The organism is Streptomyces sp. WAC03905 (genome assembly GCF_057371075.1).
The window spans coordinates 2,144,095-2,157,388 of the sequence record NZ_JBXYDZ010000003.1; the positions used below are offsets into that span (position 1 = coordinate 2,144,095).

14 protein-coding genes and 1 tRNA gene are annotated in these 13,294 nt (G+C 74.9%); 12 read left to right on the forward strand and 3 right to left on the reverse strand.

All coding sequences use genetic code 11. The features are described 5' to 3' along the window. Positions 1–78 precede the first annotated feature (78 nt). Positions 79–1,104: a septation protein SepH gene (sepH, locus tag AC2RP6_RS12030; protein WP_486446229.1), complete on the forward strand. Its 1,026-nt coding sequence runs from the start codon at positions 79–81 to the stop codon at positions 1,102–1,104. Positions 1,105–1,159: 55 nt separating this feature from the next. Here sepH and AC2RP6_RS12035 read toward each other — a convergent pair whose 3' ends face one another. Then, positions 1,160–2,005: a sulfurtransferase gene (locus AC2RP6_RS12035; RefSeq protein WP_486446230.1), complete on the reverse strand. Its 846-nt coding sequence runs from the start codon at positions 2,003–2,005 to the stop codon at positions 1,160–1,162. A gap of 174 nt (positions 2,006–2,179) precedes the next feature. Between AC2RP6_RS12035 and AC2RP6_RS12040 the strand changes: the two genes are divergently transcribed. Next, positions 2,180–2,965, forward strand: coding sequence for a VOC family protein (locus tag AC2RP6_RS12040; protein ID WP_486446231.1), 786 nt, complete (start codon positions 2,180–2,182; stop codon positions 2,963–2,965). A 40-nt stretch (positions 2,966–3,005) separates the two neighbouring features. Here the strand turns inward: AC2RP6_RS12040 and AC2RP6_RS12045 are convergent, their stop codons facing one another. Then, entirely contained in the window at positions 3,006–4,274 is a 1,269-nt protein-coding gene (locus tag AC2RP6_RS12045; protein WP_486446232.1) for an MFS transporter, read from the reverse strand. 118 nt (positions 4,275–4,392) lie between these two features. On the opposite strand from AC2RP6_RS12045, the gene AC2RP6_RS12050 reads away from it, so the two are divergent. Genes AC2RP6_RS12050 through AC2RP6_RS12075 form a run of 6 tightly spaced genes read left to right on the forward strand, consistent with a single transcriptional unit; the run spans position 4,393 to position 10,166 of the window. Beyond that, positions 4,393–5,409 carry an ABC transporter substrate-binding protein gene (locus AC2RP6_RS12050; RefSeq protein WP_486446233.1) on the forward strand — a complete coding sequence of 339 codons (1,017 nt, stop codon included), beginning with the start codon at positions 4,393–4,395 and terminating at the stop codon, positions 5,407–5,409. Then, positions 5,399–6,493 (forward strand): FecCD family ABC transporter permease, encoded by a 1,095-nt coding sequence (locus tag AC2RP6_RS12055; protein ID WP_486446234.1) that lies wholly within the window; start codon positions 5,399–5,401, stop codon positions 6,491–6,493. The genes AC2RP6_RS12050 and AC2RP6_RS12055 overlap by 11 nt, the downstream gene beginning before the upstream one ends. Next, positions 6,490–7,281 (forward strand): ABC transporter ATP-binding protein, encoded by a 792-nt coding sequence (locus AC2RP6_RS12060; protein WP_486446235.1) that lies wholly within the window; start codon positions 6,490–6,492, stop codon positions 7,279–7,281. The genes AC2RP6_RS12055 and AC2RP6_RS12060 overlap by 4 nt, the downstream gene beginning before the upstream one ends. 35 nt (positions 7,282–7,316) lie before the next feature. Continuing rightward, entirely contained in the window at positions 7,317–8,168 is an 852-nt protein-coding gene (locus AC2RP6_RS12065; RefSeq protein ID WP_486446236.1) for a Rossmann-like domain-containing protein, read from the forward strand. Then, positions 8,165–9,247: a GHMP family kinase ATP-binding protein gene (locus AC2RP6_RS12070; protein ID WP_486446237.1), complete on the forward strand. Its 1,083-nt coding sequence runs from the start codon at positions 8,165–8,167 to the stop codon at positions 9,245–9,247. Before AC2RP6_RS12065 ends, AC2RP6_RS12070 begins: the two co-directional genes overlap by 4 nt. Continuing rightward, positions 9,168–10,166 carry a pyridoxal-phosphate dependent enzyme gene (locus AC2RP6_RS12075; protein WP_486446238.1) on the forward strand — a complete coding sequence of 333 codons (999 nt, stop codon included), beginning with the start codon at positions 9,168–9,170 and terminating at the stop codon, positions 10,164–10,166. Before AC2RP6_RS12070 ends, AC2RP6_RS12075 begins: the two co-directional genes overlap by 80 nt. On the opposite strand, the gene AC2RP6_RS12080 is transcribed toward AC2RP6_RS12075, so the two are convergent. Then, a tRNA-Cys gene (locus AC2RP6_RS12080) sits at positions 10,167–10,238 on the reverse strand. A gap of 242 nt (positions 10,239–10,480) precedes the next feature. Here AC2RP6_RS12080 and AC2RP6_RS12085 point away from each other — a divergent pair. The 4 genes from AC2RP6_RS12085 to AC2RP6_RS12100 all read left to right on the forward strand — a co-directional run bounded on the left by AC2RP6_RS12085 (position 10,481) and on the right by AC2RP6_RS12100 (position 13,269). Continuing rightward, the gene (locus tag AC2RP6_RS12085; protein WP_486446239.1) at positions 10,481–10,927 is read left to right on the forward strand and encodes a DUF6325 family protein; all 447 of its coding nucleotides are present in this window, start codon (positions 10,481–10,483) and stop codon (positions 10,925–10,927) included. Positions 10,928–11,052: 125 nt separating this feature from the next. Then, positions 11,053–11,370 carry an SHOCT domain-containing protein gene (locus AC2RP6_RS12090; protein WP_486446240.1) on the forward strand — a complete coding sequence of 106 codons (318 nt, stop codon included), beginning with the start codon at positions 11,053–11,055 and terminating at the stop codon, positions 11,368–11,370. A 39-nt stretch (positions 11,371–11,409) separates the two neighbouring features. Further along, positions 11,410–12,771, forward strand: a complete 1,362-nt coding sequence (locus tag AC2RP6_RS12095; RefSeq protein WP_486446241.1) for a chloride channel protein — start codon at positions 11,410–11,412, stop codon at positions 12,769–12,771. 57 nt (positions 12,772–12,828) lie between these two features. Beyond that, positions 12,829–13,269: a DUF7144 family membrane protein gene (locus AC2RP6_RS12100; RefSeq protein WP_486446242.1), complete on the forward strand. Its 441-nt coding sequence runs from the start codon at positions 12,829–12,831 to the stop codon at positions 13,267–13,269. Positions 13,270–13,294: the final 25 nt, after the last annotated feature.

The following is a 13,294-nucleotide window of genomic DNA, read 5'->3' on the forward strand; positions in this document are numbered from 1 at the left end:
TGCACCCGGGCAGGCCACACTCGACTAGCGGAAGCAGCGACGCACGTGACGTCGGCAGGCACCACCCGGGAGGTCCCCATGCCCGAACTGCGTGTCGTGGCCGTCTCCAATGACGGCACACGACTGGTGCTCAAGGCTGCGGACAGCACGGAGTACACGCTTCCGATCGATGAGCGGCTTCGGGCTGCCGTACGCAACGACCGCGCTCGCCTGAACCAGATCGAGATCGAGGTCGAGAGCCACCTCCGTCCGCGCGACATCCAGGCACGCATACGAGCCGGTGCCTCCGCGGAGGAGGTCGCCCAACTCGCCGGCATCCCGGTCGACCGCGTACGCCGCTTCGAGGGTCCCGTGCTCGCCGAGCGCGCCTTCATGGCCGAACGCGCCCGCAAGACCCCGGTGCGCCGCCCCGGCGAGAACACCGGGCCGCAGCTCGGCGAGGCCGTGCAGGAGCGCCTGACCCTGCGCGGGGCCGACAAGGACTCCGTCCAGTGGGACTCGTGGCGCCGCGACGACGGGACCTGGGAGGTCCTCCTCGTCTACCGGGTCGCGAGCGAACCGCATTCGGCGAGCTGGACCTACGACCCGCCCCGCCGGCTGGTCGTGGCCGTGGACGACGAGGCGCGCTCGCTCATCGGTGAGTCGGAGGACCTGCCGGCGACGCCGGAGCCGAGCTTCCCCTTCGTCCCGCGGATCGCACGCCTGCCGCGCGACCGGCCGCTGGACCGCGCCCTGGACCGGCAGCTGGAGCGCGTCGAGCCCCGGCCCGCGCCCGTACCGGAGCCCGAGGAGGAACGGGACACGCTGACCAGCCTGCTGGAGGCGGTACCGAGCTTCCGCGGCGACATGGTCGTCCCGGAACGCACCGAGCCGACGGAGACCGAACCCGAGGCGGAGGAGCCGCCGGCGCCCGCCGCGTCGGCCGGGGCCGGCGCCGCGTACGCCGACGTCCTGATGCCCCGTACGGTGGCGGGCCACCGCGACCGGCTGACGGGCACCACCGACCGGCAGGCCGAGGCCGACGGGGTCCGTCCCGGGCGGCGCGCCGCGGTGCCGAGCTGGGACGAGATCGTCTTCGGCACCCGGCGCAAGAAGCAGGAGTAGCGCCCGCCGCCCTGGGGCGGCGGGCCGCTCGGGACGAGCCGCAGGGCCCGTCCCGCTACTGGGGGTCCGGGCCCGTGGCCACCGGACGGGCCGGGTCCGTGCACCAGTGCGACCAACTGCCCGCGTAGAGGTCGGACTCGATACCGGCCACCTCCAGGGCGAGCACCTCATGGGCTCCGGAGACCCCCGAGCCGCAGTACACCCCCACCGGCGTGCCCGTCGCCGCGCCGAGCGCCCCGAACCGGGCCCGCAGCGCGTCCGCCGGCAGGAAGCGGCCGTCGGGGCCCACGTTCTCGGTGGTCGGGGCCGACAGCGCGCCCGGGATGTGGCCTCCCACCGGGTCGATCGGCTCCACCTCACCGCGGTACCGCTCCCCCGCCCGCGCGTCCAGGAGGACGCCCTCGCGCGCCCGCCGCGCCGCCGCGTCGGCGTCGAGCAGCCCGCGCGCCCCGGGGTTTGGCTTGAAATCACCCTCAACCGGAATCACTCGTTCAGCCGTGACGGTGCCACCGGACGCCGTCCACGCGGCCAGTCCGCCGTCCAGGACTCGCACGTTCGGGTGACCCGTCCAGCGCAGCAGCCACCACGCGCGGGCCGCCGCCCAGCCCTGGCCGCCGTCGTACACGACCACGGGCGCGTCCGCAGAGACCCCCGCACGGCGCATCGCCGCGCCGAAGACCTCCGGGTCCGGCAGCGGGTGACGGCCGCCGGACCCGGCCGGACCTGCCAGTTCGCGGTCGAGGTCGACGTAGGCGGCCCCGGGCAGGTGCCCGGCCTCGTACGCGGGCCGCTGGTCCGGGCCGCCCAGCTGCCAGCGGACGTCCAGCAGGACCGGCCGGCGGTCTCCGGCCAGCTCGTCCGCCAGTTCGGTGGCGGAGAGGATCGCAGTGTTCGCAGTCATGACGGCCATCTTCCTCCCCACCCGGCACCCGCGTAACAGGGCGTTCACCAGGGGGCACCCTGATCCGGTCAACTCCGTTCCGGACCACCGGAATGCGGCGCGGTCGGGGCGCGCCGCGTCCGCCGGAGTGGAACCATCAGCAGCGGTGACGGCACGACGGAGGAGACGGCTGACATGACCGAGGCAGCGGAAGCAACCCGGCGCACGCCCGGCACCCCGTGCTGGGTGAGCCTCATGGTGCACGGCCTCGGGAGCACCGAGGACTTCTATGCCGACCTGTTCGGATGGGAGTACGTGCCGGGGCCCGAGCAGCTCGGCCCGTACGTCCGTGCCGTGCTGGACGGCCACGAGGTGGCCGGGATCGGCGAGATGCCGCCGGACGGGCACCTTCCGACGGCCTGGACCACGTATCTGGCCACGGACGACGCGGGCGCGTCCGCCGAGTCGGTCCGGGCGTGCGGCGGCACGGTGGCGGTGGGGCCGCTGGACGCCGGTGTCGCGGGGCGGGTGGCGATCTGCTCGGACCCGCTGGGAGCGGTCTTCGGGCTGTGGCAGGCACGGCCCGGCCTGAGCCCCCGGGCGTACGGCGGGCCGGGCACCCCCGTCTGGCACGAGCTGATCACGCAGGACACCTCGATGGTGGGCAAGTTCTACGAGCACGTCTTCGGCCACGAGGCGCAGACGCTCGCCACGGCCGCGGACGACTTCGACCACCTGACCCTGAACCTGGCGGGCCGTCCCGTCGCCGCCGTGCACGGCGTGGGCCGTTCGCTGCCGCACGACCGGGGCCCGCACTGGCTGGCCCACTTCGAGGTGGAGGACACGGACGCGGCCGCGCACCGGGTCCAGGAGCTCGGCGGGCACGTGGTCGATCCGCCGCGCGAGGGCATGCGCGGACGGCAGGCGACGGTGGCGGACCCGGAGGGTGCGGTCTTCGCCCTCGTACGGTCGCGGCCCTGAGCCCGCCGCGGCGCAGCCGGGGCGTCGCGCCCGGCCCCGCTCAGCTCTCGTGCCGCGCGGGCGGCCGCCCGAAGTGCCGGGCGGTGGGCACGAGCGCGGCCGCCGCCGGGACGAGGAAGCAGGCCGCGGCGCACGCCCCGAGGACCGGGCCGGCCCCGAAGGTCCGCACGGCCGGGGCGATGAGCGCCAGGCCCACCGGGGCGAGGCCGTAGGAGACGAGGAAGTCCAGTGAGGAGACCCGGGCGAGCTTGTCCGGGGCGACCTCGCGCTGAGTGGCGGTGAACCAGGGCACGTTGAACAGCTCGATCCCGATGCCCGCGACCACGTAGGCGCCGATCACCACGGCCGGGTGCACCGGGAACACCAGGCTCAGCGGCGCGAAGCCGTAGGCGGCCAGGCCCGCGAAGGCGGCCCAGCCCTGTGAGCGCGGCCGGAATCGGGCGGCGACCAGGGCGCCGCCGAGCGCGCCGACGGTGTAGGCGGTCATCGCGGCGGCCAGGACCCACTCGGTGGCGTAGCGGTCGCGGCTGATCAGGGGCAGGGCGACGCTGGTGGCGGAGTAGCCCAGCGCGATCACGGCGGTCAGGGCGCCGAGGCCGGCGAGGAACCAGGGGTGGCGGCGGGCCTCGCGTATCCCGTCGACGAACTCGGCCCGGAACGAGGCGCGCCGGGGCCGGGGCGGGGCCTGCGCACGGGCCGGGGCGGGTGCGCCACGGCCGGGCAGGAGGGCGGCGACCAGCCAGAGCAGGCCGATCCCGAGCAGCAGGGTCGCGATGTCGACGAAGGCCGCGAGCAGGGCGGTCAGGGCGGGCCCGGCCAGGGTGGAACCGCGTACCGCGAGGGTCGTCGCGGCGTTGGCCTGCTGCCTGCGGCCGGGGTCGACGACCTCGGCCGTGAGCGCCTGGAAGGCCGGGCGGCAGGCACCCTGCCCGGCGCCGGCGAGGGCGGCGGCCGCGGTCATCAGCAGCAGCGAGCGGCCGAGTCCGACGGCGAGGAGGGGTGCGGCGGCCGCGGCGGCGAGGGCGGACCAGAGGACCACGGCCCGGCGGGAGTGCCGGTCGGCCAGGACCCCGCCGACGGCCACGGCGGCGAGGAAGCCCGCGGTGCGGGCGGCGAGCACGAGCCCGAGGCCGGCCGCGCCCAGTTCGCGCTGCAGGACGGCGAGACCGAGGACGAAGGGCAGGGCCCAGGTCGCTAGGCCGGAGGCGGTGGTGCCGGCCCACAGGCGCAGGAAGGCGGTGTCGCGCAGGACGGAACGCGCCCTGGGCGGACGGCTCTTGGACTTCGTGGGGGCAGGTGTGGTCGCCACGATGTGGTGCTCCTCATTCCATTAATGAAAACGATAACCATTACAGTACTCTGTGAACGCGGCGCCCCTGCCCCGGTGCGCCGCCACGCCCACACCGCCCTCCCCGACCGGAGAACCCATGCGCCACCGCGCCCGAACCGGCATCGCCCTGACCCTCGTTCTCGCCTCCACGGCCGTCGTCGCCGGCTGTTCCACCCCCGCCGGCCGCGGCCCGCAGGACGCGGCGGCCGCCCCGCCGGCCCTGTCCAGCTGCGGCCGCACGCTCTCCTTCGACCGGCCCCCGCAGCGCGCCGTCACCCTGGACCAGACCTCGACCGAGACCCTGCTGGAGCTGGGCCTCCAGGACCGGATGGCCGGCACCGCCAACCTCAAGACGCAGATCCCCGCGCAGTACCGGGACGCCTACGCGAAAGTCCGGGTGATCTCCCCGAAGATCGCGACCGGCGAGCAACTACGGGCGGCCACACCGGACTTCGTGGTGGCCGGCTCCACCGACCTCTACACGAAGGACCGGGCGGGCACCCGGGAGGAACTGGCGGCCCTCAGGGTCCCCACCTTCGTCAGCGCGGTGGACTGCCCGCAGCAGAACCCGGCCGGGACGTCCCCCTTCGAGCTGCTCTTCTCCGACTACGCACAGCTGGGCAGGGCCTTCGGCGCCGAGGAGCGGGCCGCCGCGCTCGTGCGGGAGCAGCGCGCGGCCGTCGCCCGGGCCTCCTCCGGGACCGTCCAGGACGGCGACCGGCCCACGGTCGTCTACCTCTACTCCGTCTTCAACGGCATGCCCTACGTCGCGGGCCGGACCGGACTGCCCAGCGAGATGAGCCGGATCGTCGGGGCGCGCAACGCCTTCGACGACGTCGAGGAGGACTGGCCGGAGGTGTCCTGGGAGGAAGTCGCCCGGCGGGACCCGGACCTCATCGTGATCGGTGACCTGTCCGAGCGCGGCCGGCCCGGTGACAGCGCCGCCGAGAAGCGCGCGGCGATGGCCGCGGACCCGGTGGTCTCCCGACTGGCGGCGGTACGCGACGACAGGATCATCGAGGTGCCGGGCATCGAGCTGGACCCCTCCGTGCGCTCCGTGCACGCGCTGGGGCTGCTGGCCGCCGGGATGAAGGAACTCGGGCATGTCCGCTGACCTGCTGCGTCCCGCCGCCCGCCGGTCGGGGGCGGCCGCCGCCGCGGCGGCGTCGCCGTCCGCGCCCTCCCCGCCGCCCGGGGCGCGGGCGGGGACGCTGCTCGCCCTGGCGCTCGTCCTGGCCGCTTCGGTGGCGGCAGCCACCCGGATCGGCACCGCCGACGTGGGATGGACCGACCTGGGCCGGGTGCTCGGAGCGCGGCTCGGACTGGGCGGCGAACCCCTGCCGCCGCTGCTGGACTCGCTCGTCTGGGACCTGCGCCTGCCCCGGGTGCTGATGGCCGCCCTGGTCGGCGCCTCGCTCGCGGTCTGCGGAACGGTGCTCCAGGCCGTCACGCGCAACGCGCTGGCCGATCCGTACCTGCTCGGGGTCTCCTCGGGAGCCGGGGCGGGCGCGGTCGCCGTGGTCGTCCTCGGCGTCGGAGCCGGCACGCTCGGCATCACCGGCGGCGCCCTCGCCGGAGCGCTGCTCGCCTTCGCGGGCCTGCTGCTCCTGCTGCGCCGCACGGGCCTGGACTCGGTCCGCATCGTCCTGACCGGGGTGGTCGTCGGCCAGCTGTTCACCGCGCTCACCTCGCTCGCGCTGATGGCGTCCGCCGACGCCGACACCACGCGCGCCCTCACCCACTGGCTGCTGGGCTCGATGGCCCCGGCCCGCTGGGACGCCGTGGTGGTCTGCGCGGTCGTCACGCCCCTGGGCCTGGCCGCCGCCCTGCTGTGCGCGAACGCCCTGGACGGGCTCGCCTTCGGCGCGGACACCGCCGCCTCGCTGGGGATCGGCGTACGGCGCACCCGGATGCTGCTGCTCGTGGTGACCGCCGCGCTGACCTCGGTCGCGGTGGCCACCGTCGGCGCCATCGGCTTCGTCGGGCTGATCGTCCCGCACGGGGTGCGCTTCCTGGCCGGTCCTCTGCACCGGGTGCTGCTGCCCTACGCGGCGCTGGCCGGGGCGGTGTTCCTGGTGTGGACCGACGCCCTGGCGCGGGTGGCCTTCGCACCGCGGGAGGTGCCCGTCGGCGTGATCACCGCCCTGATCGGTGTCCCGCTCTTCCTCCTGGTCCTGCGCAGGAGGGGAGAGCTGTGAGGATCACCGCCGAAGGGCTGAGCTGGTCGGTCTCGGGGACGCCCGTCGTCCGCCGGGTCGGCCTGGACGTCGCACCGGGCGAGACCGTCGGGCTGATCGGCCCCAACGGCTCGGGCAAGTCCTCGCTGCTGCGCTGCCTGGCCGGGCTGCGCGTGCCCGACGCCGGCACGGTGCGCTACGACGGCGTTCCCGTGGGGGAGTTGGACGCCCGCGGGATCGCCCGCCGGGTCGCCTTCGTCGCACAGGACTCCGCCCTCGACACCGACCTGCGGGTCGCCGACGTCGTCGGGCTGGGGCGGACCCCCTTCCGGGACCGCTGGCGGGGGCCGGACGCGTACGACCGGGCCGTGGTGGCCGCGGCGCTCGACCGCGTCGGCCTCACCGGGCTCGCCGGGCGCTCCTGGCGGAGCCTGTCCGGCGGCGAGAGGCAACGGACGCACCTCGCCCGCGCGTTCGCCCAGCAGCCGTACGGGCTGCTCCTGGACGAACCCACCAACCACCTGGACGTCAAACACCAGTGGGAGTTGATGGAGCTCCTCGCCGGCGTCGACCAGACGGTCCTCGTCGCCCTGCACGACCTCACCCTGGCCGCCCGCCACTGCGACCGCCTGCTGCTGATGCACGACGGTCTGCCGGCCGCCTGCGGGGCCCCCGCCGACGTGCTCACCTCCGAGAACCTCGCCCGGATCTTCGAGGTGGACGCCGAGCTGTCCACCGACGCCCTGGGCCGGCCGGCGGTCGCCTACCGGGGGCCGCTGCGCAGCCCGTCCCTCCCCTCCACGTCCTGACCCGCACCCCGATCTCCTCCCCGACAAGGAACCTCATGACGAACCCCGCACCCACCGCACCGGCGCCCGCACCCGCACCCCCGCCGACCGTCGACGCCCTGATGGCGGCCGTACTGGCCGGCGAACACGGCCCCCTGCCCTCCGAGCTGGTGGCGACCAGCGTGTTCTGGATCCACCACGGCACCCGGCTGGCCGGCGGCGACACCACCTATCTCAACCAGTACGTCCTGGTCCGGCTCGGCGGCTCCTTCGGCGGCTGCGCCTTCGAGGCCGGCGAGATCGACCCGGCGGTCTGCCGCGACGCCTCCGGCGCACCGCTCGACGTCCTGCTGCGCGAGGCGCCGCGCCCGCTGCGGATCGCCGCCCTGGACGCCTACCTCGCCCGGCAGCGCCCGCACCGCGACGCCGGGGCGGAGGCCGTGGTCCTGCCCGCCGGTGCCCCCGAGGTACGCGCGCGGGCCCGCGACGCGGCGATCGCCGGACTGCTGGACATCGACAGCGGCGCCGCTGTCGGCCTGATCGGCGTGGTGAACCCGCTGGTCGCGGCGATCCGCGAGCGCGGCGGCGAACCCCTGCCCTGCGACTTCAACCTCAGGACCACCCAGTGGGGCGACCCCGTCACCGGCGACATGCACGAGGTGCTGGAACGCGCCGACGCCGTCGTCGCCACCGGCATGACCCTGAGCAACGGATCCTTCGACACCGTCCTCGACCGCTGCCGCGCCCGCGGCATCCCGCTCGTCGTCTACGCCCAGAGCGGCAGCGCGGTGGCCCGTGCCTTCCTCGGCTCCGGGGTGACCGCCGTGTCCGCGGAGCCGTTCCCCTTCTCGCAGTTCAGCGCCGACCCGACCACCCTGTACCGCTACCGGACGGCGGGGCCCGCGTGAACCCGGCGACCCGCCGGGACTCCCCCGGCTCCCCCGGCGCCGGCCGCCGCGGCGCCGGGCACGCCTCCTGCCACCACGGCGAGATCCTCCAGGGCACCTTCCTCGACTCCGCCGGACGACGGTGCGCCGGCCTGGTCACCCTGCCGATGAGCGGCCCGGGCAGCAGGGCCGAGTTCGTCCCGCGGCCCGGCACCCCGCCGGAGGCGCTCACCGTACGGCCGGCGGACCGTACGAAGGCCGCCCGCGCGGCGGTCCTGGCCGTCGAGGAGTGCGCCCGGCGGCACGGACAGCGGCCCTGCGGCGGGGAGTTGCGGATCCGCGCCGACATCCCGGTGGGGCTGGGCATGGGCAGCTCCACCAGTGACGTCATCGCCGTGGTCCGCGCGGTCGCCGACGCGTACGGGACGCGTCTGCCGCCCGCCGCCGTCGCCCGGCTCGCCGTCCGTGCCGAGCTGGCCTGCGACCCGCTGATGCTCGACGCCCGCCCGGTGCTCTTCGCCCAGCGCGAGGGGCGGGTGCTGGAGGTGCTCGGCCACCGCCTGCCGCCGCTGGTCGTGGTGGGCTGCGCGCTGGGCGGGGGCGCACCCGTGGACACCCTCTCCCTCCCGGCCCGCGCGCACGACGACCACGACGTACGCGCCTTCGAGCGGCTGCGCGTGCTGCTGCGGCGGGCCGTGGCCACCGGCGACGCCGGTCTGCTCGGCCGGGTGGCGACCGCCAGCGCCCGGCGCGGGCAGCGGGTCCTGCGCCACCCGGAGTTCGACGCGCTCGTCGCAATCGCCCGGCGGCTCGGCGCCGTGGGCGTCCAGATCGCACACAGCGGCGCGGTGGCGGGGCTGCTCCTGGACCCGGCCGCCCCGGGGCTGCGCCACCGGGTCCGGGGGTGCGTACGGGCCCTGGAGAGCGACGGCATCCCCGCCACCCGCACGTTCACGACCTTCCCGAACTCCCCGCGCCTCCCGAACCCTTCCAATGTCCCGACGCACAAGGAGTCACCGAGTGGACCAGCACATCGCGGAGGCCGTCGGCCGACCGGATCTGATACGCCTCGACGACCGGCTGGTCTGCCTGCGCTTTGAGACGATGAAGGTGGTCTCCGCCCTCGCCGCGGTCCGCCACCTGCTCGACACCGGAGTGGTGCGGCGCGGCGACACCCTGCTGGACAGCTCCAGCGGGATCTACGCGTACGCCCTCGCCCTGGCCTGCCACCGGCACGGCATGCGCTGCCACATCGTCGGCTCGACGACGGTCGACCGCACGCTGCGCACCCAACTCGCCGTCCTCGGCGCGACGCTGGAGCAGATGGAGCCGTGCAGCGACCTGAAGCTGGACCAGAAACGGCGCGTCGAACGCGTCCACGAGATCCTGGCCGCACACCCCGGATACCACTGGATGCGGCAGTACCACGACGACGTCCACTACCTCGGCTACCGGGCCGTCGCCGACCTGATCCGCACCTCCACGGACGGGGAGGCGCTCACCGTCGTCGGCGGCGTGGGCTCGGGCGCGTCCACCGGGGCCCTCGCCCACTACCTGCGCGAGGACGCGCCCGGCACCGGCCTGGTCGGCGTACAGCCGTTCGGCAGCGTCACCTTCGGTGCGGAGCACGTCGCCGATCCGGAGATCATCATCGCGGGCATCGGAAGTTCCATCCCCTTCGGGAACGTCCGCCACGCCTCCTACGACACCCTGCACTGGATCTCGTTCGACGCCGCGCTGTCCGGCAGCGTCGACCTGCTGCGCCGGCACGCGGTGTTCGCGGGACTGTCCACGGGGGCGGGCTACCTCGCCGCCCGATGGGAGCGCGCCCGGTCGCCGGAGCGCACGGTCGTCTTCGTGGCCGCCGACACCGGCCACCGCTACGTGGACACCGTGTACGCACGGCACCGCGAAGCGGTACCGATCGGCACGCTGGCTCCCCGGCAGGTCGTGGGACGGGACGGGCTGGCCCTGCCCTGGTCCCGTATGGACTGGAACCGGGCGGACCCCGCGGCGTAGAGACCGTGGCGGGATTCGAACCCGCGTCACCGGATTTGCAGTCCGGCCCCTGGGCCACTCGGGCACACGGTCGTGTGGCGCTTCGAGTACGACCGTAGGCGCATCACCCGGCCCGGGTGAAGGGTCCGCCGCGGGCCGCAACACGACTGCCACACGCCGTTCACGACCGCGGCGTCCGCGGCCCCCGCGGCCCCGCGGGCGAAGGTGCGAAGGCGTCGTGGGGGTGCTGCAATGAGCTGGTGGGCTGCCCCGCCGCAGGGTGCGGGCGGCTCACGGCGCGGTCACCCCCACCGCACCGCACGTGAGGAGTGGTGATGAGCGACGACATGAGCGAAGACATCGAAACGATGGGGCCCGTCGACTACCTGATCGTCGAATTCCCCGGCAACAAGATGAACGGTGAGGGCCTGCCCCTGCTCGTCGACCTCGTGGATCGCGGCATCATCCGCATCCTCGACCTGGTCTTCGTCCGCAAGGACGCCGACGGATCGGTCGTCGCACTGGAACTGCAGGACGCCGGCGGCGGCGAGATGGACCTGACCGTCTTCGAGGGTGCCGCATCGGGCCTGCTCGGCCAGGACGACATCGACGAGGCCGGTGCCGCTCTGGAGGCGGGCAACTCCGCCGGGATCCTGGTGTACGAGAACGTCTGGGCGGCGCCGTTCGCCCGCGCCCTGCGGCGCAGTGGCGCGCAGCTCGTGGCCGGCGGCCGGATCCCGGTCCAGGCGCTGCTGGCCTCGCTCGACGCGATGGAGGCGTGAGCCCCAGCCGCGGCAGGCGGGCGGCGGGCAGTGACCCGGACCTCCGACCGGCGCGGCCGACGACCCCGCGGACCGGACGCGCGCTGCGGCCGTCCGCCCCTTGGCTACCTGGGAGATGACGCTCCATGCCCGGACTTCTTCGCGGTATCGCCCGCACCGCCGTCGTGGCCGGAACCGCCACCGCGGTGTCCAACCGCGTGTCGCGGCGGCAGGCGGGCCGCTGGTCGCAGCAGGAGTACGAACAGCAGCAGGCCTACGAGCAGCAGCAGGGCTACGCCCAGCAGCAGGCCGCTCCGCCGCCGGCCCCGGCCGCGCCGCCCCCGCCCGCCGCCGACGACATGACCAGCAAGCTCGACCAGCTGCAGAAGCTGGGCGAGCTGAAGGCCCAGGGGCTGCTCACCGAGGAGGAGTTCGCGCAGCAGAAGAGCAGACTCCTCGGCTGAGAGGCCGGTCGGTCACGGGGGACGGAAGGGGATGACCCCATGACGGCAGCGCGTACCCCACCACCGGCCGAGGAGCCCGCGGAGGGTGACCGGCTGCGGGACATGCTCCGCACGCCGGGCTACCTGAAGCTGCTCGTCCTCTGCGCCCTCATCGGCATCCCCGTGTCCCTCGCGGCCTTCTGGTTCCTGGTCGCGCTCCACCAGCTGGAGCACGTGATGTGGGCCGACGTCCCGGAGGCGCTCGGCTGGAGCGAGCCGCCCTGGTGGTGGCCGCTGCCGCTGCTGCTGGTCGCCGGCGTCCTGGTGGGGCTGGTGGTGACCCGGCTGCCCGGTGCGGGCGGCCACATCCCCGCGTCCGGGCTGCATGCCGGAGGGGCCACGTCGGCGGCGCTGCCGGGGGTCGTCCTGGCGGCGGTGTTCAGTCTGCCGCTCGGTGCCACCCTGGGCCCGGAGGCCCCGCTGATCGCCCTCGGCGGCGGGCTCGCTCTGCTGTTCCGGGACCTGGCCCAGGCGCCGGCGACGCCGCAGAGCACGGTCATCCTGGCCGCGGCCGGAGCCGCCGCGGCCATTTCCGCGATCTTCGGCAATCCGCTGGTCGGCGCGGTCCTGCTGATGGAGGTGGCCGGTGTCGGCGGGCCGCAGCTGTTCGCGATCATGCTGCCGGCGCTGCTGTCCAGCGGCGTCGGCGAGCTCGTCTTCACCGGCTTCGGCCGCTGGACGGGCCTGTCGACGGGCAGCCTGGCACTGCACCTGGACGCGCCCTTCCCCCGCCTGGACGCCGGTGACGTCCTGTGGTCGGTGGTCCTGGCGGCCGTCATGGGCGTCTTCATGCACCTGGTGCTGGCCGGCGGCCGCTACGCCTCCGTGTACGTGGCCAGGCGGCCCGTCGCCCACACCACCGTGTGCGCCGTGGCGGCCGGCGCCTTCGGCGCGCTGTACGCGCTGGTCACCGGCAACTCCCCCGTCGACGTTGCCTCCTCGGGCCAGGCCGTCATGGGCACCCTGGCCTCCGATCCGCAGGCCTGGGGCATCGGGGCGCTGATCGCGGTCCTGCTGTGCAAGGGCGCGGCCTACGCCCTCTGCCTGGGCAGCCTGCGCGGTGGCCCCATCTTCCCCGCACTGTTCCTGGGCGCGGCCGCCGGCGTGCTGTTCGCGCCGCTGCCCGGGCTGGGAGTCGTACCGGGCCTCGCAGCGGGCATGGCCGCAGCGGCGGTGTGCGCGCTGCGGCTCCCGGTCAGCAGCGTGGTGCTCGTCGTACTGCTGCTCGGCAGCGGCGCGATGATCCCCGTCGTCATCATCTCGGCCGTCGTCGCCTTCGTGGTCACCGAACTGCTGCCGCCCGGTCCCGAGGTACCGCCGGTGGGCCGGGCGGTCGGCGCCCCGGCCGCCGCCGCGAAGTGACCGGCGGGGCGGCGTGAGCGGCATCCGCGCGTCGCACCGGATCGGAAGGAGCGTGTCATGACGAGTCACGTGGGCGGAGCCCGCCGGCACGGCGCCGGCCCGGCCTCGCGCGGGGGCGGCTTCGGCGCCCGCAACGGCTGGCTGCTCTTCGCCGGGTTCCTGATGGTCTTCGGCGGGCTGATGATGCTGTTCTCGGGGATCTCCGCGATCGCCGCGGACGACGTCTTCGTCCCCACTCGGCACTACGCCTACGCGTTCGACCTCACCGGCTGGGGCTGGATCCACCTGATCCTGGGTCTCGTGGTCCTCCTCGCAGGCCTCGCCGTGATCTGGGGCGCCCTCTGGGCACGGATCGTGGGCCTCGCGCTGGCGGGGCTGAGCATGGTGGCCAGCTTCATGTGGCTCCCGTACGCGCCGTTCTGGGCCCTGGTGCTGCTGGCGATCGACGGCCTGATCGTCTGGGCTCTGTGCACCGCACCCGGTCTGGGCGAGGGCTGAGCCCGGTGCCGTCGGCGGCCTCGGT